Source organism: Pseudomonas sp. GD04015, assembly GCF_029837675.1.
In the GTDB taxonomy this organism is placed as follows: Bacteria; Pseudomonadota; Gammaproteobacteria; order Pseudomonadales; family Pseudomonadaceae; genus Aquipseudomonas; species Aquipseudomonas paralcaligenes.
Genome location: NZ_JAOEEE010000016.1, coordinates 50021 through 69519 on the forward strand (window position 1 = coordinate 50021; position 19499 = coordinate 69519).

Consider the following 19499-nt stretch of genomic DNA (forward strand, 5'->3'; position numbering starts at 1 on the left):
CTCGCGTCAGCCCTGGGCGAGCCGCGCGCGTACCTCGGCGTAGGGGTAGGCCTCCAGCGCGGCGAAGCCGGCGATCTGCCGCGCCTTGAGCTTGGTGAACAGCGGCACGCTGATGCCGCAGAGAAAGCGCGTCAGGCATTCGCCGCTCGGCGCCGCGCCGCTGTATTCCACGTGGCGCTGGCTGAAGTCGGCGCACAGGGCTTGCAGGTCCAGTTCGGCCAGCGGGCGCAGGGGCGGCGCCGGCGGCAATTGGGCGACCCGGCCCTGGCACACCGAGCAGTGCCCGCAGCGCGCCGGCGCGTTGGTATCGCCGAAGTAGGCGGCCAGGCGCTGGCTCAGGCAGCGGTCGCTGGCGAACAGGTCGAGCATGGCCTGGATGCGGCGGATCTCGCTGGCTTCCTGCTGCTGGAAGTAGGCGTGCAGTTCGCCGCTCAGTTGCTGCGGGTCGAAGTCCGGCCGGAGCAGGGCGTAGACCTCGGTCATCTGCTTGCTTTCCAGTTCGATCCAGCCGCGTTCCTGGAAGAAGTCCAGCGCCTTGACCACCCGCCCGCGCTCGGCCTGGTGCCGGTCGTACAGCGCGGCGAAGTCCACCGTGCACCAGGTCCGCGCCCGCGCCGAGGTGGCGACGATGGCCTCGACGAACTGGCGCCGCTCGCCCTCGAACTTGTCCAGCAGCGCCTCCGGCTCGATCAGGTACTTGAAGCGGTATTCGGCGAAGTAGGCGTAGCGCGGGGCGATGATGCCGCGCAGTTCCAGCTGCACCAGCAGGGTCTTGAGCGGCAGCTGGCGGATGTTGCTGTGCTCGGAGAGCTGGTTGAGCATCAGCTCCCACTGGCCGTCCGCCGCGCCGGCCAGCAGCTCGTCGAGCACCCGGCGGATGCCGTCCGGCTCGGGCGTGTCGCCGTAGACGAAGTTCTCCAGCACGTTGAGGCCGTCGCGGTTGGCCAGCACCAGGCAGTCGGACGGCTGGCCGTCGCGCCCGGCGCGGCCGATCTCCTGGCTGTAGTTCTCGATCGACTTAGGCAGGTCGAAGTGCACCACGTTGCGGATGTCGCTCTTGTCGATGCCCATGCCGAAGGCGATGGTGGCGACGATGCAGTCGACCTGGCCGTCCATGAAGCGGCGCTGGATCGCCTCGCGCGCCTCATGCGGCATGCCGGCGTGGTAGGCGCAGGCGCCGAGGCCGCCCCGGTCAAGCAGCTCGGCCACCTGCTCGGCGGTCTTCTGCTGGGTGACGTAGACGATGCTCGGCTGGCCGGCCCGGGCGCCCAGCCATTCGACCAGGCGGCCCTGCTTGTCGCGCCCGGCCACCGGCTCCACCAGCAGGTTGAGGTTGGCGCGGTAGAAGCCGGTGGTGACCACATCATCTGCGGAAATAGCAAACTTGCGCTGCATGTCGGCGATCACCGGCGGCGTGGCCGTGGCGGTGAGCAGCAGTACCTGGGGGATGGCGAACTGGCGCTGGTAATCGGGCAGCTTGAGGTAGTCGGGGCGGAAGTTGTGGCCCCACTCGGAGATGCAGTGCGCCTCGTCGACCACCAGCAGGGAGATTGGCACCTGGCTGATGAAATGGCGGAAGCGCTCGTTCTTCAGGCGCTCGACCGAGATCATTAGTATCTTCAACTCGCCGGACTTGGCCCTGGCCATGGTCTCGGCGACCTGTTCGCGGCTCTGCGCCGAGTCGATGCTGGCGGCGCTGATGCCACGGGCGTGGAGGAAGGCCAACTGGTCCTGCATCAGCGCCAGCAGCGGCGATACCACCAGGGTCAGGTGCGGCAAGCGTAGCGCCGGCAACTGGTAGCACAGCGACTTGCCCGAACCGGTGGGAAAGATCGCCGCCGCCGACCGCCCGGCGAGCACGGCATCGACCACCCGCTCCTGGCCGGGCCGCAGGTGGGAAAAGCCGAAGACGCTGGCAAGGGTATCGAGCATGGGACGAGGCCGGAACGAGGGAAAAGGCCGACGACCATAGCGCGCCGAACGGCCCGAGGCCAGGCCGATGGCGCCGTAGAGCGCCGCGCTCCGTAGGGTGCGCCGCGCACACCGACAGGCCGGCACATTGCCCCCGGTGCGCATGGCGCACCCTACGGCAGCCTCGTAGCCCGGATGAAATCCGGGACAAGGCGCCGCCCATCCCGGATTGCATCCGTGCTACTGAAAGCGTTGCTTTCATTCAATTCAATAAAAACGTTCAGGCAGCTCGGAGCTCGAGTCCGCGTCAGGAGGCCGAGTGGAGGTGTTGGGCTGGGGGACGCGAGGCAGGACGCCGAGCGAGTCACGAAGGACGGGGCCGCCCAGGCGGGGACGTCCCTTCGTGACCGGAGCGGCGCCGGAAGGAGGGAACCCCGCCGCAGGCGGGGCCGGATGTCGGGGTGTGCTTTCTTTGGCTTACTTTTCTTTGCGCCGGGCGGCGATCCGCAAACAAAGAAAAGTGAGTCGCCCGGGTGGGCGAAACCAGAAGCATCGAAGCACACAGAAATCGGCTGGAAACCCAAGCACCAGACCAACGCCGCCCCCGGATTTCATCCGGGCTACCTGTTACCGGTTCATCGGTGCGCACGGCGTACCCTACGAAGCAGCCCCGCGTCGCGAGTGCTGGGGCTGCTCATCGGCCGCTCAGATCTCCGGATCGATCGGCGGATGCTTGTGCCAGGCACTGCCGCCCGGCAGCAGCAGGTTCAGCGCCAGGGCGCTGATGGCGCACAGCGAGATGCCGGACAGGGCGAACTCCTTGCCGCCGATCACCATGCCGCCGATGCCGAACACCAGCGTCACCGACACGATGATCAGGTTGCGCGCCTCGGACAGGTCCACCTGGTGGCGGATCAGGGTGTTCAGGCCGACCACCGCGATGGAGCCGAACAGCAGGCAGAGGATGCCGCCCATCACCGGCACCGGAATGGCCTGCAGCGCGGCGCCGAACTTGCCGACGAAGGCCAGCAGGATGGCGAACACCGCCGCCCAGGTCATCACCTTGGGGTTGAAGCTCTTGGTCAGCATCACCGCGCCGGTCACTTCGGCGTAGGTGGTGTTGGGCGGGCCGCCGAACAGGCCGGCGGCCGAGGTGGCCAGGCCGTCGCCGAGCAGGGTGCGGTGCAGGCCCGGCTTGCGCACGAAGTCCTTGCCGGTGACGGTGCCGACGGCGATCACCCCGCCGATGTGCTCGATGGCCGGCGCCAGGGCCACCGGCACCATGTACAGGATGGCGCCGAGGTGGAACTCGGGGGCGACGAAGTTGGGCATGGCCAGCCAGGCAGCGGCGGCGATGCCGGCGGTGTCGAACACGCCGAAGATCGCCGCCAGGGTGCAGCCCACGGCGATGCCGGCGAGGATCGGCACCAGGCGGAACAGGCCGCGGCCGAGCACGGCCACCAGCAGGGTGGTGACCAGCGCCGGCATGGAGATGAACATGGCGGTCTGGTAGGGCACCAGTTCGGCGGCGCCGTCGCCGGTCTTGCCCATGGCCATGTTCACCGCCACCGGCGACAGGGCCAGGCCGATGGCGATGATCACCGGGCCGATCACCACCGGCGGCAGGATGCGGTCGATGAAGCCCGGGCCCTTGAGCTTCACGGCCAGGCCGAGGAAGGTGTAGACGAAGCCGGCGGCGACCACGCCGCCGAGCACCGCCGGCAGGCCGAACTCGCCCTTGGCGGCGATGATCGGGGCGATGAAGGCGAAGCTGGAGGCGAGGAACACCGGCACCTGGCGCCCGGTGGCCAGCTGGAACAGGAGGGTGCCGATGCCGGCGGTGAACAGCGCCACGTTCGGGTCCATGCCGGTGATCAGGGGCATGAGCACCAGCGCGCCGAACGCCACGAACAGCATCTGCGCGCCGGAGAGAATCTGCCGTGGCAGCGGGTCGTTGTACTCGCTCATGCTCAAGCGTCCTTCTGCTTGGTGCCGAAGATCTTGTCGCCGGCGTCGCCCAGGCCGGGGATGATGTAGCCGTGTTCGTTGAGCTGCTGGTCGATCGAGGCGGTGTAGATGGTCACGTCCGGGTGGGCGTCGCCCACCGCCTTGATGCCCTCCGGCGCGGCGACCAGCACCATGGCGCGGATTTCCTTGCAGCCGGCCTTCTTCAGCAGGTCGATGGTGGCGACCATGGAGCCGCCGGTGGCGAGCATCGGGTCGATGATCAGAGCCAGGCGTTCGTCGATCTCGGGCGCCAGCTTCTCCAGGTAGGTGTGGGCCTGCAGGGTCTCCTCGTTGCGGGCGACGCCCACGGCGCTGACCTTGGCCCCGGGGATCAGGCTGAGCACGCCGTCGAGCATGCCGATGCCGGCGCGCAGGATCGGTACCACGGTGATCTTCTTGCCGGCGATCTTCTCCACCTGCACCGGCCCGGCCCAGCCCGGAATCTCGTAGCTCTCCAGCGGCAGGTCGTTGGTCGCCTCGTAGGTGAGCAGGGCGCCCACTTCCTGGGCCAGTTCGCGGAAGTTCTTGGTGCTGATGTCGGCGCGGCGCATCAGACCGATCTTGTGGCGGATCAGCGGGTGGCGGATCTCACGGATGGGCATGCGGGGGTCTCCGGGGCGAGGATTTCTGGCTAGAGTAAAGCACTGCTCGTGCCGGAGTCGGGCGCAACCGGGGGACCGATTGTCGCGGCGGTGGATCGCACCGCAGCCTCCGGCGTGCAAGGCCGCGCAGTTTACCGCCTCCCCTGGGCGAGCGGTCAGAAAATCACCGGCGGGCTTGCCCTCGGGCGGGCATCTGAGTACCTTTGCCGCCCATTTTTCAGGCTATGTCCCGTTACGTGTTGGTGGCGCATCCTGCTTTTGTGGGAACGGCTGGGCGGCATTCCGATTGGCCGCGAAGTTCGCGGATAAATCCGCTCCCAAGGTGTGCGACAGCTAACGTGGATATGTCCATTTCTTAACCAGTTGCCTTTCTCTGCCCGGAGCCACCATGCCCGCCGATCTCGCCCACATCCGTCAAATCATGGCCGAGGCCGACTGCCTCTTCAGCGAGGCCGAGGTCGAGGCGGCCATCGAGCGCGTCGGCGCGGCCATCTGCGAGGAACTGGCCGAGCGCAACCCGGTGGTGTTCTGCGTGATGAACGGCGGCCTGATCTTCGCCGGCAAGCTGCTGACCAAGCTGAACTTCCCGCTGGAGCTGTCCTACCTGCACGCCACCCGCTACCGCAGCGAGACCACCGGCGGCGAGCTGTTCTGGAAGGCCAAGCCGGAAATCTCCTTCATCGACCGCGAAGTGCTGATCATCGACGACATCCTCGACGAGGGGCACACCCTGGCCGCGATCATCGAGTTCTGCCGCCACGCCGGCGCCAGCGACGTGCACACCGCCGTGCTGATCGACAAGGACCACGACCGCAAGGCCCGCCCGGACCTCAAGGCCGACTACGTGGGTCTGTCCTGCGAGGACCGCTTCATCTTCGGCTACGGCATGGACTACAAGGGCTACTGGCGCAACGCGGCGGGCATCTTCGCGGTCAAGGGGCTGTAATCGCTACGCGGGTTTCACCCGCCCTACCGTAGGGCGGGTGAAACCCGCGTTCGCTTATTCGGCCGCCGCCGGTTCCAGCCAGCTCAACGCCTTGGCCCGCGCCTGGCGCAGGTCGCGGGCGAAAGCGAGCCGCCCCGGCTCGCGGTGGATGCCGGCCCGGCGCAGCTTCAGGCGCAGGTTGGCCGAGGCGCCGCTGAGCACCAGGCCGACGCCCTGGCGGTGGTAGTCGCGCAGCACGTTCTCCAGGGCTGCCAGGGCGGTCATGTCGAGCATCGGCACCGCGCTCATCTCCACGATCACCACCTTCACTTCCGGGTTGAACCGGCGCAGCACGCTCAGGGCCTTCTCCGCCGCGCCGAAGAACAGCGGGCCGCGGATGCTGTAGGTCAGCACCGAGTCCGGTAGTTCTCCCAGCTGGCTCAGCTGCGGGCGCGGCAGCGGCCCGGCGTCGGTCAGCTCGCTCATGCGCTTGATGAACAGGCCGCAGGCCAGCAGCAGGCCGACGCCGACCGCCAGCACCATGTCGAACAGCACGGTCAGCACCAGGCAGGTCAGCAGCACCAGCACATCGCTGCGCGGCGCGATGCGCAGGGTGTGGATGACGTGGTGCGGCTCGCTCATGTTCCACGCCACCATCAGCAGCAGGGCGGCCAGCGAGGCCATCGGCAGCAGGCTGAACACCGGCGCGAGCAGCAGCATGGCCAGCAGCACCACGCCGGCATGGATGATCGCGGAGAGCGGCGAGACGGCCCCGGCACGGACGTTGGCGGCAGAACGGGCGATGGCGGCCGTGGCGGTGATGCCGCCGAACAGCGGCGCGACCAGGTTGCCCAGGCCCTGGCCGAGCAGCTCGCCGTTGGGGTCGTGCTTGCTGCCGGTCATGCCGTCCGCCACCACGGCGCACAGCAGCGACTCGATGGCGCCGAGCATGGCGATGGCGAAGGCCGGCGCCAGCAACTGGCGGATCAGCTCGAAGGACAGCACCAGTGGCTGGCCGTCCGGCCCCGGCAACTGCCAGGGCCAGGCGAAGTCGGGCAGGAACGGCGGGATGCCGGGGTGGCTGACGCCGTCCAGGGTGTAGCTGAAGCGCTCGCCCAGGGTCGCCACCGGCAGGCCGGCGGCCTCCAGCAGCTGGGCGACCAGCACGCCCACCGCCAGCGCCGCCAGGTGGCCGGGCACCTTCGGCACCAGCTTCGGCCAGATCAGCAGCGTGGCCAGGCTGGCGGCGGCGGTCAGGCCGTCGCCGGGGTGGAAGTCGGGCAGCGCCTCGGCGAGCAGCTCCAACTGGTCGAGGAAGTGCTGCGGCGTGGCCGACAGCTGCAGGCCGAGCAGGTCCTTGATCTGCAGCACGGCGATGACGATGCCGATGCCGGCGGTGAAACCCAGGGTCACCGGGTAGGGGACGAACTCGATCAGCTTGCCGGCGCGCAGCAGGCCGAGGGCGATGAGGATCGCCCCGGCGAGCATGGTGCACAGCAGCAGGCCGCCGAGGCCGTATTGCTGGCTGATCGGCAGCAGGATCACCACGAAGGCCGCCGTGGGGCCGGAAATGTTGAAGCGCGAGCCGCCGGCCAGGGCGATCAGCGGCGCGGCCACCAGCACGGTGTACAGGCCGTGCTGCGGCGCCACGCCCACCGCGATGGCCAGGGCCATGGCCAGCGGGATGGCGATGATGCCGACCGTCAGCCCCGCGATCAGGTCGCCGCGCAGGGCGTGCCGGGAATAACCGATGGCCAGGACCTGGCGCCAGGCGGCGAACAGCGGAGGTAGAGACATCGCGGGGCTCCAGCGGGGACTGTGCGCATTATAGGGACGAAGGCCTCCGGCTTGCCCGGCTGGATGCGCTGCTTTAGTCGCGTTGAGCCGCGCCACGGGCGGGGGTAAACTGCCGGCCCCGTAATGCCCGCCAGCTGGAGAGCGTGATGCGCAAAGACAAGAAACAGGTGATTGGCGAAGAGATCGGCGACGACGCGATCAAGCTGTTCCTCGCGGTCGAGCCGGCCGACGACACGCCGCCGTCCCTGCACAAGCTGGTCAAGGCCTACCGCAGCCTGCGCATCGACGACTTCGAGCGTTTCCTGACCTTCTTCAGGGAGGCAGGTTACGACCTCGACGCCCGGGATGCCAAGGGCAACGACTTCGTCGCCCTGATCCAGGACCAGCGCCTGGCCGAGCCCTACATCGACGCGATAAAGGCGGCAAAAGCCTGACCTTCGTAGGAAAAATGACCGTCTGCCCCAGGTTCGTGCATTTTTTGCGGCTGGGCGAGCGGCAATAGTGGTATCGTGCGCGCCGGAAAACTCTCGACCCGGCGCCCCTGCTGGGCTGGCGCGTCTGTCGCGCGCGGGCGGGAAGTGAAGAATTGAACGCGCGGGCTGCCCACAGGCAGTCCACGCCGGACGAGGTTGCTCGGCATCGATCAGGCCAAGTCATCGGCCATGGTACGAGCCCTCCGAAGCTCCAGACACTTGTCTGGCTGTCAGTGATTAGACGCCGATGCGTGGCTCAAAAGGCCGATGCCAGCGGCTTGGTACTGCAGATCTTGGAGAAGCGTTAATGACGCAAGTCAATCACGAAACTGTGGATGTGCTGCTGGTCGGCGCCGGCATCATGAGCGCCACCCTGGCGGTGCTGCTCAAGGAGCTGGACCCGAGTCTCAAGCTGGAGATCGCCGAGCTGCGTTCCTCCGGCGCCATCGAGAGTTCCAACCCGTGGAACAACGCCGGTACCGGTCACGCCGGCCTCTGCGAGCTGAACTACACGCCGCAGGCGACGGACGGTTCGATCGATATCAAGAAGGCCGTGCAGATCAACGCACAGTTCGAGGTTTCCCGGCAGTTCTGGTCCCACCTGGCCGGCAAGGAAGGCTTCGGTTCGCCGCGCAGCTTCATCAATTCCGTGCCGCACATGAGCTTCGTGCGTGGCGAGAAGGATGTCGGTTTCCTCAAGAAGCGCCATGAACTGCTCAGCCAGCATCATGCCTTCGAGAACATGGAGTACACCGAGGACCAGGCCGTCATGGCCGACTGGATGCCGCTGATGATGGAAGGCCGCGACCCGGCCGAACGCATCGCCGCGACCCGCGCCGGCAACGGCACCGACGTCAACTTCGGCGCGCTGACCAACCAGTTGCTGCAGTTCCTCTCCGTCCAGGGCGGCACCACCCTCAGCTACAGCCAGAAGGTCACCGGCCTGGCGCGCAGCGGCGAGGGCTGGACCGCCCAGATCAAGAACACCAAGACCGGCGAGCAACGTGAAATCGGCGCGCGCTTCGTCTTCCTCGGCGCCGGCGGCGGCGCGCTGCCGCTGCTGCAGATGTCCGGCATCCCGGAAGGCAAGGGCTTCGGCGGCTTCCCGGTGAGCGGCCAGTGGCTGCGCTGCGACAACCCCGAGGTGGTCAAGCAGCACCAGGCCAAGGTCTACAGCCAGGCCGAGGTGGGCGCGCCGCCCATGTCCGTGCCGCACCTGGACACCCGCGTGGTGGACGGCAAGACCTCGCTGCTGTTCGGCCCCTACGCCGGCTTCACCACCAAGTTCCTCAAGTTCGGCTCGTTCCTCGACCTGCCGCTGTCGGTGCGTCCGAGCAACATCGGCCCGATGCTGGCCGTGGCCCGCGACAACATGGCCCTGACCCGCTACCTGATCAAGGAAGTGCTGCAGTCGCCGGAGCAGCGCCTGGAGTCCCTGCGCAAGTTCTACCCGAACGTGAAGGCCGAGGACTGGCGCCTGGAGATCGCCGGCCAGCGCGTGCAGATCATCAAGAAGGACGCCAAGAAGGGCGGCATCCTGCAGTTCGGCACCGAGCTGGTGGCGGCCGAGGACGGCTCCATCGCCGCGCTGCTCGGCGCCTCGCCGGGCGCCTCGGTGACCGTGTCGATCATGCTCAACCTGATCGAGCGCTGCTTCGCCGACAAGGCCAGGGGCGAATGGGCCGCAAGGCTCGCGGAAATCTTCCCGGCGCGCGAGAAGGCGCTGGAAGACGATGCCGAGCTGTATCGCTCGGTCGCCGAGCAGTGCTCCAAGGCCCTGCAGCTCGCCTGAGCGTAGGGCGGGTGCAACCCGCGTGTTGCCCCATGAAAAGCCGCCCTCGGGCGGCTTTTTCGTTGGCGATGCCCCCGTTAGTGTTGTAGTGCTCTGAGCCCTTCTGGATCCCCGCATGCGCGGGGATGACGGTTTCGGAAGAAATTAGAAACTCCACCTTCTACCTCGTCATTCCCGCGCAGGCGGGAATCCAGAGGCAGGCAGCTACAGCGTTCAGCTAGAGGGGCTTGACCGCGCGATGTGTAGGGCGGGTTAGCTGCTTGCAGCACGCAACGGGGACATAGCCTTTTCGTTGCCGGCCTCAGGCGGCCAGCGCCGGGCTCGGGCGCGTGCCGACGCGGCGCGGGGTGACCAGCACGTCCAGCGGCAGCGCCTGGCCCAGCCACTGGGCGCGCAGCTCGCGCACCTCCACCCAGCCCGGTTCGCCCGGCAGCTCGCGGGCCTCGCGCAGGGCGCGGCAGGTGCCCGAGGCATCCAGCAGGGCGAAGCGGCGCATCGGCGCGCGTGGCATGAGCAGCGACCACAGACTCATCATGGGGCAATCCTCCAGGGCGACAGCAGCCTTATCGCACGCCGAGGTGACAGGGCCGTGACAGGAACCGCCCGGCTGCGGCGGAGGTCAGAAACACAGCTGTCGACGCAAGCGGAGCGGCAGGTATACTGCCGCGCATTTTCCGCCGCCACCTTTCTGGAGATCGTCATGAAGAAACATCTGCTGTTCGGTCTGGTAGCCGCGCTCGGCGTTGCGCTGGTCGGTTGTGCCCACAGCCCCCAGCAGCTGCGTCCGCAGCCCAAGCTCACGGTGGCGCTGGTGCCCGTCGGCCAGGGCCAGCCGGTGGTGGTGCGCGTGGTCGACGGTCGCGCCTCGCCGGTGCTCGGCACCCGCGGCGGCCTGTACCCGGAGACCAGCAACATCAGCGTGCAGTCCCAGGACATCCTGCCGCGCCTGCAGGCCGAGGCCGAGGCGGCGGTGCGCCTGCTGGGCTTCACCCCCAGCCCCAACGCCTACAACGCCCCGCAGCTGACCCTGACCCTGGCCGACCTCAAGTACCAGTCGCCGAAGGAAGGCTCCTACGTCACCGAGGCCGACATCAGCGCGAGCATCCGCGCCGACGTGCAGAACAGCGCGCGCCGCTACAGCGGCCGCTACGGCGCCTCGCTGAACCAGCGCTTCGGCATGGCGCCGAACCAGGAGACCAACACCAAGCTGGTGTCCGACGTGCTGAGCGACGCGCTCACCCGCGCCTTCAAGGACCCGACCATCGGCCAGATGCTCGGCCAGCAGTAAGCGCCTCCCATAAAAAAGCCCGGCATATGCCGGGCTTTTTTATGGCCATGTCCAGGCTGGTTGCTGCACACCTTGTGGGAGCGGATTTATCCGCGAATTTCGCGGCTGAAGCCGCTCCCACAGAAGCGATTGCGTCGCCAACACATAACGAGGACATAGCGAAAAAAGCTATATCCCCGTTGCGTGTTGCAGACGAAGCGGCCTGCCTGGAGCCCCCGTAGGGTTGTTGGGCCACAGGCCGTAACCCACCCTACGCGTTGCGCGAGCAAGCCCCTCTATCTGAACACTGCGGCTGCCTGCCCCTGGATTATTCCCCTTCGGGCCGGCGCAAGCGCTGTCCAGCGATTCGCTGCTGTCCCGCCTGCGCGGGAATGACGGTTTCGGAAGCAATTCCATCCCCCTACCTCGTCATCCCCGCGCAGGCGGGGGGCCAGAAGGGATCAGGGCACTACAACATCTGACGGGGACATTGCCTTTTTATGGCCATGCCCAGGCTGGTTGTTGCAACCTTGTGGGAGCGGATTTATCCGCGAATTTCGCGGCTAATCGGAATGTCGCCCAGCCGCTCCCACAGAAGCAGGATTGCGCCACCAACATGTAACCGATCCTGCTTTGTAGGAGCGACCGAGTGGTGGTCCGCGAACAAGAGCAACGAAGCGAAGCGGAGCAACAGCCGCAGGCTGGCGCGAAGGGCGACCGTAGCGAGTCAAGTGGGGCGAAGCCAGAAGCAGCAGGCCACTCGGCCATCGTCTGAACGGCGGAGCACCGACAGAGACCGCCCGGATTTCATCCGGGCCACGACTCGTTGCCGGTACATCGGTGCGCACGGCGCACCCTACAGGGCTCAGGCCGCCTCGGCGTACAGCTCTGGTAGGCTGAAGCCGGTGCGCTCGTCGATGTCCGGCAGGTCGTAGTGCTCGTGGCCGCCCAGGGCGCAGTAGACCAGCCAGTGGTGGTCCTGCACGTTGATGGAGAGTTCGTCCACCACCGCCTCCACTTCGTCCAGGGAGTCGATGAGGTAGTCGTGGTCAACCGGTTGCGGGTTCAGCATGGCGGGTCCTCCGCTGTTATGGATATTGCTCTGTCACGTCAGTGACCGATGAGTCACAAGTGGAGAGACAAACCCTAGGCCAGGTTGGTGACGTTTTTCAGACAGATTCGCGATTAGCCCTGTCGCTCGTCGGAAACGGAACTTATAACCCGCACGCTTCCAGTAGACTGCCGCCCGCCGTAGCCGCGCCCTGGCGCCGATCCAGCGAAACACCGCCTCGATCTGGTGCGCCGACGAAAGGCTGCAAGGTTGGCGCCAGAGCCTCCGGGCCGCTCATGCCCGCTGCTGGTGCCGGTGTTTTCCTGTCGATGGTGCATCGTTTTCGTCGTTGAGGTGATTCGCGTGTCTCTGCAGTACCTCTGGAACCTGTTTTCGACTTACCCCGCCCAAGTGCTCAACGGTCTGGCCCTGTTCTTCGCCCTGGCCGGCGGCTGGCTGCTGCTCGCCACCCGGCTGCGCGAACAGCGTGCCGGCGTGCGTCTGGCCTCCGACTCCGAGCTGGACGAACTGGACGCCGACGCCAGCCTGCTGGACGAGCGCACCCAGCGCATCAACCGTTTCTTCTACGCCTTCGGCGGCGCCACCCTGGCGGGCGCGCTGGCGCTGTCCTGGTTCAGCACCGGCTTCTGATTCATCCCGCGCAAACGAAAACGGCAGCCCTGGGCTGCCGTTTTCGCATGTGGGCGCCATTCAGAGCGGCAGGCCGGCCCTGACCCGGTACTGGTTGCGCACCGGCGTGGCGTACTGGCGGATCAGCCAGGGACGCTGTTCGGCGGGGCAGGCGGCCATGCGCCGCTGCCACTCGGCGCGCGCGGCGGCCACCTCGGCGGCGGGGAACTGCTGCTCGGCCGTCGGTACCTGCAGCGCGGGGTCGCGTTCCTCCCACTCGGCATAGGCCAGGTAGTGCACCGGGAACAACCGGTAGCCGCCGAGGATGTGGCGGTCCATCAGCGCTGCCAGCTGCTTGGCATCCTCGAAGCCCTCGCGCACCGGCGCGCCGAACTGCACGTGGACGCGGCCCTTGTAGCCGGTGATGCCGAGCGCGATGCTGGCGTCGTCCTCGCCCGGGGCCTTCTCGTAACCGCCGGTGGTGGCGCGGATCTGCAGCTCGCGGGCCTTGGCCAGGTCGCAGGGGTCGTACTCGTAGCTGATCGACACCGGGATCAGGTTGAGCGCCGCCAGGGCCTCGGCGAACGGCTCGTCCTTGCGGCTCATGTGGAACATCTTGAGGATCGCCGAGTCGGTGCGGTCGTCGCCGTCCTTGGCCCGGCCCTCGGCCTGGGCGATCCAGATCGAGTGGCCTTCCTCGCGGATGGAGTGGTTGATGTAGGCCGACAGCAGCTGGAAGGCCGCCAGCTTCTCGCGCCGCCCCGCCACGTTGCGATGCACGATGAAGCTCTTGTTCAGGCGCATCAGGTCGCTGACGAAGGGGCGCTGCAGCAGGTTGTCGCCGATGGCGATGCGCGGAGTCGGCAGTTCGGCGTGGAACACCGCGTAGTTGACGAAGGCCGGGTCCATCACGATGTCGCGGTGGTTGGCCATGAACAGGTAGGGCGCGCCCGCCTTCAACTGCTCCAGTCCGGCGAAGGTGATGCCGTCGGTGGCGCGCTCCACGGTGCGGTCGATGTAGGGCTCGATGCGCGCCTGCAGGGCGTCCACCGATTCGATGCCCGCCGTCTCGCGGCGCAGGCGATGGGCGATGAGGGGCTTGAGCAGCCAGCCGAAAGGCCCGGCCAGGAGCGGGAAGCGGAAACGGGTGAGGATGCCGAGGAAGGTGTCGTCGCTCAACAGGCGCGCCAGGACGGCGGGGACTTCGTGGTCGGCGTAGGGTCGGATCGAGTCGAATTCGCCCATCATGTTCTCGTGGTCAGGCTGCTCGGAATGCCCATGGCGGGCTGGCAAATAGGCCGGCGATTATAAGGCCAATCGCGCCTCCGGGCGGAGGGTTCCGCATGCCTCGTGCCTGGCGACGAGTCGATTGGCACGCGCCAGTGGGCGCAGGTCGAATGGGAGGGTGGCGTTGTTTCACTCACCCGCAGCCTCGGGATCGGGTTCGATGAGGTGGGTTTTGCCGGCGGCCAGAAAGATCGCCTCCAGCTGGGCGCGGCGGCGTTTGCCCCAGTCGATGGTTCTGAAATCGATCCTGCTCAGGCAAGGGAGCGTGGGCAGGAAGGAAAAACGCTCCGCCTGCAGGTGGGTATTGATCTCTTCGAGCACCAGCGTTTCCAGGCTGGGCAGGGTCTGCAGCACCTCCGGGTTGTCCCAGATTTTCAGACGCTTCAGTTCGAGATGCTTCAGGGCGGCCATGTTTGCAAGGCTGGGCAGCTGCTGCAGATGCGGTGCTCCATGGATTTTCAGGACTTCAAGGCCTGAAAAATCTGCCAGGGCATCCAATGTGTCGAGTTTCCTGAGAGAACTCAGAAATAGTGCTTTCAGGCCACGGCGATTCAGGACCGCGAGGTTCCCGGGCGCAGTGCAGCCGTCCAGTGTCAGTGCGCTCAGGTCAGGCAGTGAGTCGAGCAGTTCATCCGCCGCGATGCGCGAACCACCGGCATAGAGGCTTTGCAAGCTGTGGCAGTCGGCCAGGGCTTCCAGCCCGCAGAAGTCGCCGTACAGCTCCAGGGTGCTCAGGTTCTTGAGGGCGGGTAGAAAGTCCAGGCTGACGGATTTGCCGCCCTTGAGTGTCAGGGCCGCCAGGTCCAGTTGCATCAAAGGCGAGATGACCCGGGCCTGGGCCAGGCTGATCTCCAGCTTGCGCACATGGCGCAGCGAAGCCAGTGCTTGCAACTCTTCGTCGCTGTAGCTCTTTTTGTCCGCGACTGTCCATACCTGCAACCCCAGGTCCGGGCGCCTGGAAAAGACCTGCCTATCCAGTTCGAAGAGGTGCTCCAGCGCCTCGAAGCCGAAGGTGAAGCCAATGTGGCCACCTTGCCTTATCTGTGACCCAGCCTCTGCGATCGATGCAGATGTCCATGGCAGGCCGTTCATCGAGAAGGGGCGGTCAGCCTCATTCATTTTCTGGCTCCTCAAGCGGGGCGGATTCGATCGAATGGCTAGGGCTCGCAGCGATAGCTCGCGAACTCGACGAGCCGCTCGGTGAGCGAGCGCTCCTGCCACCGGATATCGAGAATGACCCACCGATCGCTCTCGCGGCGAAGGACGACGGTGTCCGTCCAGTGAAAGTCGTCGTAGGCGAGCCGGGCGGAGACACGGGCCGTATCGCCCGCGACGCTGGCCTGGGTGGACAGGAGGGACTGGGCTCCTTCCGGCCAGAGGAAAAAGGGGCTCTGGTCCAGCATGTGGGGCTTCATGTCCGCCGGCACCAGGCGGGCACAGGATTCTTCATAGGCGCGTTGCGCTGCCAGGGCGGTGAACAGCTCCTGCCCCAGCAGCGGTTGCACCCGAGCCGCTTCCTTGTCCGGGTCGTTCGAGGGGGTGTGAATTGCCCAGGCGTAGAAGTCCTGGACGGTACGTTCGGGCGAGTCGTGGGCCATGCTGCCGAATGGGATCAGCAGCAGGAGTATCGCCAGCAGGAAGCGACAGTCGTGCATGTGTGTCCTATGGCTTGAGTTCGGTATCACTGTTGGAGTGGTCAAGCCGAAGTTCCAGGGTGGTCATAGAAGTCGTCGTATTCGCGGTAATGGTTCGCGGCGAGCACGAATCTTTCGATCTCCTCCTGATTCGGTTCCCTGGGGATGGATGCGTTCTCGATAACGCCGACCAGAGTCCCACTCTCGAACCACGGGTACAGATCGAGGTCGCGTAGCGCGATGGGCAGATACCCACCGTGCCTGCATTCGTACACCTCGTCGTCCGGCATATCATCGACCTCATCTTCGTCGATGAAGAAGAACCGGGCCGAGTGAGGGTCGCTGTTCCATTGCTTGCGATTGACATATATCCAGCAATTCATGTCATCGCCCTCGGCGATTGTCGTGTTGATCAGCTGCTTCAGGCTGTCACATTGAATCATGACGAGTCTCCCTCCCTGGGCGTGGCGTTTGGTTGATGGGGCGACGGTTGCCGCGGCTTGCACGTGCACGCCGATAGTTTGAGTGGTTTGAGAAACCCAGACAGTGAAGCGGCAAGTGAAAACGAGATATTCACCGGGACGAGCGCATCGTCCAGCGCCATGAGAACGATGAGCGAGCGATTCCTGCAGGCAACGGGCTATCGGCCCTCCGACAAGCTACTGTTCCACAAGGGATTGTCAGACGCCACGACGAACCACATGGAGACTGCGATGCTGGAAACACAGCTGTACCAGTGCCCCTACTGCTGGGAGACGGCCGAGGCTGTACTCGACCTGTCGGCCGGGGATCAGGAGTATGTGGAGGACTGCCCGGTGTGCTGTCGGCCGATCCTGTTCGACCTGCGCACCGATGGCGTGGAGTGGTCGCTGGACGTGCGTGGGGAGAACGAGTGATGCAACGCATCTACGAGCCGCAGGACCTGCTGGAGGCGGAGCTGTTGCTGGGCATGCTGGCCAGCGAGGGGGTGGAAGCGCACCTGGCCGGGCGCCATCTGCTCGGCGCGGTGGGCGAGCTTCCGGCGCTGGGCCTGCTCGCGCTGGTGGTTGAGGACGAGGACGCCGAGCACGCGCGGCGGCTGATCGCCGGGTACAATGCCGCCGCCCCGTTGCCCGGCGAGGAGCCCGAGGGCTGCCCCGGCGTGCTGCTTTGCTAGTTCAGTCGGTACTGCCCTGCCCATGAGTGGACGCTACGCCCTGTTTCGCTGGCCCCAGGCCATTTCCGGCCTGCCGGGTTTTCCCGAGGGTTTCCCCCAGCGCTGGAACCTGGCGCCCGGCGCCCAGGTGCTGTTCATCCACCAGCCCGAGGGCGAGCTGCAGGCCGCGGCCGGGCGCTGGGGGCTGACCCCCGCCTGGCTCGACGATCTGTCGAAGGCGCCCGCCCATGCCCGCGCCGAGACCCTGGCCGAGCAGCCGATGTTTCGCGAGGCGTTCCGCCAGCGCCGCTGCCTGTTGCCGGCCAACGGCTTCTATGAATGGCGTGGCCAGGCCAACCGCAAGCGCCCGTACTGGTTGAGCAGCGAGGGGCTGCTGTACTTCGCCGGCGTCTGGGAGGCTTACCCGACGGCGGGGCAGACCTACCTCAGCGTGGCGATGATCACCGCGCCGGCCAGCTATCTGCGCCGGCCCATCGTGCTGGACCAGACCGCCACCCGCGCCTGGCTCGACCCGCAGACCCCGGTCGAGCAGTTGCAGGCGCTGCTGGCCGCGCCGCAGCCGCCACTGCGCGAGCGGGCACTGGCGACCCTGATCAACGATCCGGCCTTCGACGGGCCGGACTGCCTGACCCCGGCGTGATGCCGCCGGTGCGTGCGGCCTAGGGTCTGTACGAAAAGTCGTCGAGCGAAGGTCAGGCGAGGGCTAGGCGCCCCCACAAAAACGGGTGAGGAAGCGGACTGGGCTCGCATGCGAGTTTACGAGCTGTAAATGAGCATTCCGAACCCGTTTTTAACGAGGCATCACCGAGCGCAGGCACTTTTCGTACAGAGCCTAGGTCTCGCGGTATTCGGGGCGTTGCGCCAGTCCTTCCTTCAACAGTTCCACCAGCAGGCGCACCTTGGGCGAGAGGTGGCGCTGCTGCGGGTACATCGCCCACACGGCGGTGTGTGGCGGGCGCTGCTGCGGCAGCAGGTCGACCAGCGCGCCGCTGCGCAGGTGCGGCTGCACGTAGTAGTCCGGCAGCTGGCACAGGCCGAAGCCGCGCAGGGCGGCGTCGAGCACCGCTTCGCCGCTGTTGCAGCGCCAGTTGCCCTGCACCCGCACGCTCAGTTCGCGGCCGTCCTGCTGGAAGCTCCATTGCTCGCTGCTGCCGATCAGGCAGTTGTGCCGCGCGAGTTCGGACAGCGAGTGCGGCCGGCCGTAGCGCTCCAGATAGGAGGGTGCCGCGCACAGGTGCATGACCCGTGGCGCCAGGCGGGTGGCGACCAGGCGCGAGTCGGGCAGGCGGCCGAGGCGGATGGCCAGGTCCAGGCCGCCGTGGAGCAGGTCGAGGGTCTGGTTGCTCAGTTCGATGTCCACCCGCAGTTGCGGGTGGCGGGCCATGAAGTCGTTGACCAGTGGCACCACGAAGCGCTCGCCGTAGGCCACCGCGCAGGTCATGCGCAGCAGGCCCTTGGGTTCGCCGGCCAGGTCGCCGACCGCGCGCAGGGCTTCCTCGCGGGCGTCCTGCAGGCGCTGGCAGTGCTGCAGGAAGGTCTGCCCGGCCTCGGTCAGCGCCACCTTGCGCGTGCTGCGGTAGAACAGGCGGGTCTGCAGGCGCTCCTCGAGGCGCGCCACCTGGCGGCTGACCTGGGAGGTGGACAGCCCCAGGCGCTGCGCGGCGGCGGCGAAGCGGCCGCATTCGGCCACGGCGACGAACTCGTCCAGCCCTTCCCATCCGCTCATGGATTATCCCTGTCTGGCAATAATGTTTTGCTGTTGCCTGGGATTATCCAGTAAATCGCGGAGGTCTACACTCTCCGGCACTTTTCATCCGCTGGAGAACGTCCATGATCAAGTCCCGTGCCGCCGTCGCGTTCGGCCCCAACCAGCCGTTGCAGATCGTCGAAGTGGACGTCGCCCCGCCGAAGGCCGGCGAGGTGCTGGTGCGCATTGTCGCCACCGGTGTCTGCCACACCGACGCCTACACCCTGTCCGGCGCCGACTCCGAGGGTGTGTTCCCGTCCATTCTCGGCCACGAGGGTGGCGGTATCGTCGAGGCCGTCGGCGAGGGCGTCACTTCGGTGAAGGTCGGCGACCACGTGATCCCGCTGTACACGGCCGAATGCCGCGAGTGCAAGTTCTGCAAATCCGGCAAGACCAACCTGTGCCAGAAGGTGCGCGCCACCCAGGGCAAGGGCCTGATGCCGGACGGCACCAGCCGCTTCAGCTACAACGGCGAGCCGATCTACCACTACATGGGCTGCTCGACCTTCTCCGAGTACACCGTGCTGCCGGAAATCTCCCTGGCCGTGATCCCCAAGGACGCGCCGCTGGAAAAGGTCTGCCTGCTCGGCTGCGGCGTCACCACCGGCATCGGCGCGGTGCTCAACACCGCCAAGGTGGAGGAGGGCGCCACCGTCGCCATCTTCGGCCTGGGCGGCATCGGCCTGGCGGCGATCATCGGCGCGAAGATGGCCAAGGCCTCGCGGATCATCGCCGTCGACATCAACCCGGCCAAGTTCGACGTGGCCCGCGAGCTGGGCGCGACCGATTTCGTCAACCCGAAGGACCATGACAAGCCGATCCAGGACGTGATCGTCGAACTCACCGACGGCGGCGTTGACTACAGCTTCGAGTGCGTCGGCAACGTGCAGCTGATGCGCGCGGCGCTGGAGTGCTGCCACAAGGGTTGGGGCGAGAGCGTGATCATCGGCGTGGCCGGCGCTGGCCAGGAAATCAGCACCCGTCCGTTCCAGCTGGTGACCGGCCGCGTCTGGCGCGGTAGCGCCTTCGGCGGGGTGAAGGGCCGCACCGAGCTGCCGAGCTACGTGGAGAAGTCGCAGAAGGGCGAGATCCCGCTGGACACCTTCATCACCCACACTATGGGCCTGGAGCAGATCAACGAAGCCTTCGACCTGATGCACGAGGGCAAAAGCATCCGCACCGTCATCCATTACTGAGGAAATACCGTGCGGCCCGCTGGC

General features: G+C 66.7%; 20 protein-coding genes. 9 read left to right on the top strand and 11 right to left on the bottom strand.

Annotated features, from left to right (window positions below):
- Positions 1 to 6 precede the first annotated feature (6 nt).
- From N7640_RS14975 to upp, 3 genes are all read right to left on the bottom strand, one after another.
- Complete coding sequence (locus N7640_RS14975; RefSeq protein WP_279902698.1) at positions 7 to 1932, bottom strand: RecQ family ATP-dependent DNA helicase; 1926 nt, start codon at positions 1930 to 1932, stop codon at positions 7 to 9.
- A 684-nt stretch (positions 1933 to 2616) separates the two neighbouring features.
- Positions 2617 to 3879: a uracil-xanthine permease family protein gene (locus N7640_RS14980; protein WP_279902697.1), complete on the bottom strand. Its 1263-nt coding sequence runs from the start codon at positions 3877 to 3879 to the stop codon at positions 2617 to 2619.
- A gap of 2 nt (positions 3880 to 3881) precedes the next feature.
- Positions 3882 to 4520 (bottom strand): uracil phosphoribosyltransferase, encoded by a 639-nt coding sequence (gene upp, locus N7640_RS14985; protein ID WP_220812106.1) that lies wholly within the window; start codon positions 4518 to 4520, stop codon positions 3882 to 3884.
- A 388-nt stretch (positions 4521 to 4908) separates the two neighbouring features.
- Here upp and N7640_RS14990 point away from each other — a divergent pair, with 388 nt between their 5' ends.
- Positions 4909 to 5466 carry a hypoxanthine-guanine phosphoribosyltransferase gene (locus tag N7640_RS14990; RefSeq protein WP_279902696.1) on the top strand — a complete coding sequence of 186 codons (558 nt, stop codon included), beginning with the start codon at positions 4909 to 4911 and terminating at the stop codon, positions 5464 to 5466.
- A 54-nt stretch (positions 5467 to 5520) separates the two neighbouring features.
- Here N7640_RS14990 and dauA read toward each other — a convergent pair whose 3' ends face one another.
- The gene (gene dauA / locus N7640_RS14995) at positions 5521 to 7242 is read right to left on the bottom strand and encodes a C4-dicarboxylic acid transporter DauA (RefSeq protein WP_279902695.1); all 1722 of its coding nucleotides are present in this window, start codon (positions 7240 to 7242) and stop codon (positions 5521 to 5523) included.
- Positions 7243 to 7388: 146 nt separating this feature from the next.
- Between dauA and N7640_RS15000 the strand changes: the two genes are divergently transcribed.
- Entirely contained in the window at positions 7389 to 7676 is a 288-nt protein-coding gene (locus N7640_RS15000; protein ID WP_220812111.1) for a PA4642 family protein, read from the top strand.
- Between the two features lie 346 nt (positions 7677 to 8022).
- Positions 8023 to 9507: a malate dehydrogenase (quinone) gene (gene mqo / locus N7640_RS15005; protein ID WP_279902694.1), complete on the top strand. Its 1485-nt coding sequence runs from the start codon at positions 8023 to 8025 to the stop codon at positions 9505 to 9507.
- Positions 9508 to 9808: 301 nt separating this feature from the next.
- Here mqo and N7640_RS15010 read toward each other — a convergent pair whose 3' ends face one another.
- Complete coding sequence (locus N7640_RS15010) at positions 9809 to 10042, bottom strand: hypothetical protein (protein WP_279902693.1); 234 nt, start codon at positions 10040 to 10042, stop codon at positions 9809 to 9811.
- A gap of 165 nt (positions 10043 to 10207) precedes the next feature.
- Here N7640_RS15010 and N7640_RS15015 point away from each other — a divergent pair, with 165 nt between their 5' ends.
- Positions 10208 to 10795: a YajG family lipoprotein gene (locus N7640_RS15015; RefSeq protein WP_220812117.1), complete on the top strand. Its 588-nt coding sequence runs from the start codon at positions 10208 to 10210 to the stop codon at positions 10793 to 10795.
- 844 nt (positions 10796 to 11639) lie between these two features.
- On the opposite strand, the gene N7640_RS15020 is transcribed toward N7640_RS15015, so the two are convergent.
- Positions 11640 to 11846: a hypothetical protein gene (locus N7640_RS15020; RefSeq protein ID WP_220812119.1), complete on the bottom strand. Its 207-nt coding sequence runs from the start codon at positions 11844 to 11846 to the stop codon at positions 11640 to 11642.
- Between the two features lie 342 nt (positions 11847 to 12188).
- On the opposite strand from N7640_RS15020, the gene N7640_RS15025 reads away from it, so the two are divergent.
- Positions 12189 to 12476 (top strand): hypothetical protein, encoded by a 288-nt coding sequence (locus N7640_RS15025; RefSeq protein ID WP_279902692.1) that lies wholly within the window; start codon positions 12189 to 12191, stop codon positions 12474 to 12476.
- A gap of 60 nt (positions 12477 to 12536) precedes the next feature.
- On the opposite strand, the gene N7640_RS15030 is transcribed toward N7640_RS15025, so the two are convergent.
- The 4 genes from N7640_RS15030 to N7640_RS15045 form a co-directional block, all read right to left on the bottom strand.
- Positions 12537 to 13703, bottom strand: coding sequence for a 1-acyl-sn-glycerol-3-phosphate acyltransferase (locus N7640_RS15030; protein WP_279902691.1), 1167 nt, complete (start codon positions 13701 to 13703; stop codon positions 12537 to 12539).
- A gap of 168 nt (positions 13704 to 13871) precedes the next feature.
- Positions 13872 to 14861 (bottom strand): hypothetical protein, encoded by a 990-nt coding sequence (locus N7640_RS15035; RefSeq protein WP_279902690.1) that lies wholly within the window; start codon positions 14859 to 14861, stop codon positions 13872 to 13874.
- A 38-nt stretch (positions 14862 to 14899) separates the two neighbouring features.
- On the bottom strand, positions 14900 to 15397 hold the full coding sequence (locus N7640_RS15040; protein ID WP_279902689.1) for a DUF3828 domain-containing protein: 498 nt from the start codon (positions 15395 to 15397) through the stop codon (positions 14900 to 14902).
- A gap of 41 nt (positions 15398 to 15438) precedes the next feature.
- Complete coding sequence (locus N7640_RS15045; protein WP_279902688.1) at positions 15439 to 15819, bottom strand: hypothetical protein; 381 nt, start codon at positions 15817 to 15819, stop codon at positions 15439 to 15441.
- A 270-nt stretch (positions 15820 to 16089) separates the two neighbouring features.
- On the opposite strand from N7640_RS15045, the gene N7640_RS15050 reads away from it, so the two are divergent.
- From N7640_RS15050 to N7640_RS15060, 3 genes are read left to right on the top strand one after another with little or no spacing between them, the layout of a single operon-like run.
- Entirely contained in the window at positions 16090 to 16272 is a 183-nt protein-coding gene (locus N7640_RS15050; protein ID WP_220812130.1) for a CPXCG motif-containing cysteine-rich protein, read from the top strand.
- The gene (locus tag N7640_RS15055) at positions 16272 to 16532 is read left to right on the top strand and encodes a DUF2007 domain-containing protein (protein ID WP_220812132.1); all 261 of its coding nucleotides are present in this window, start codon (positions 16272 to 16274) and stop codon (positions 16530 to 16532) included. The genes N7640_RS15050 and N7640_RS15055 overlap by 1 nt, the downstream gene beginning before the upstream one ends.
- 22 nt (positions 16533 to 16554) lie before the next feature.
- On the top strand, positions 16555 to 17172 hold the full coding sequence (locus N7640_RS15060; RefSeq protein WP_279902687.1) for an SOS response-associated peptidase: 618 nt from the start codon (positions 16555 to 16557) through the stop codon (positions 17170 to 17172).
- A 192-nt stretch (positions 17173 to 17364) separates the two neighbouring features.
- On the opposite strand, the gene N7640_RS15065 is transcribed toward N7640_RS15060, so the two are convergent.
- Positions 17365 to 18258: a LysR family transcriptional regulator gene (locus N7640_RS15065; RefSeq protein ID WP_279902686.1), complete on the bottom strand. Its 894-nt coding sequence runs from the start codon at positions 18256 to 18258 to the stop codon at positions 17365 to 17367.
- A 104-nt stretch (positions 18259 to 18362) separates the two neighbouring features.
- On the opposite strand from N7640_RS15065, the gene N7640_RS15070 reads away from it, so the two are divergent.
- Positions 18363 to 19475, top strand: a complete 1113-nt coding sequence (locus N7640_RS15070; RefSeq protein WP_279902685.1) for an S-(hydroxymethyl)glutathione dehydrogenase/class III alcohol dehydrogenase — start codon at positions 18363 to 18365, stop codon at positions 19473 to 19475.
- Positions 19476 to 19499 lie beyond the last annotated feature (24 nt).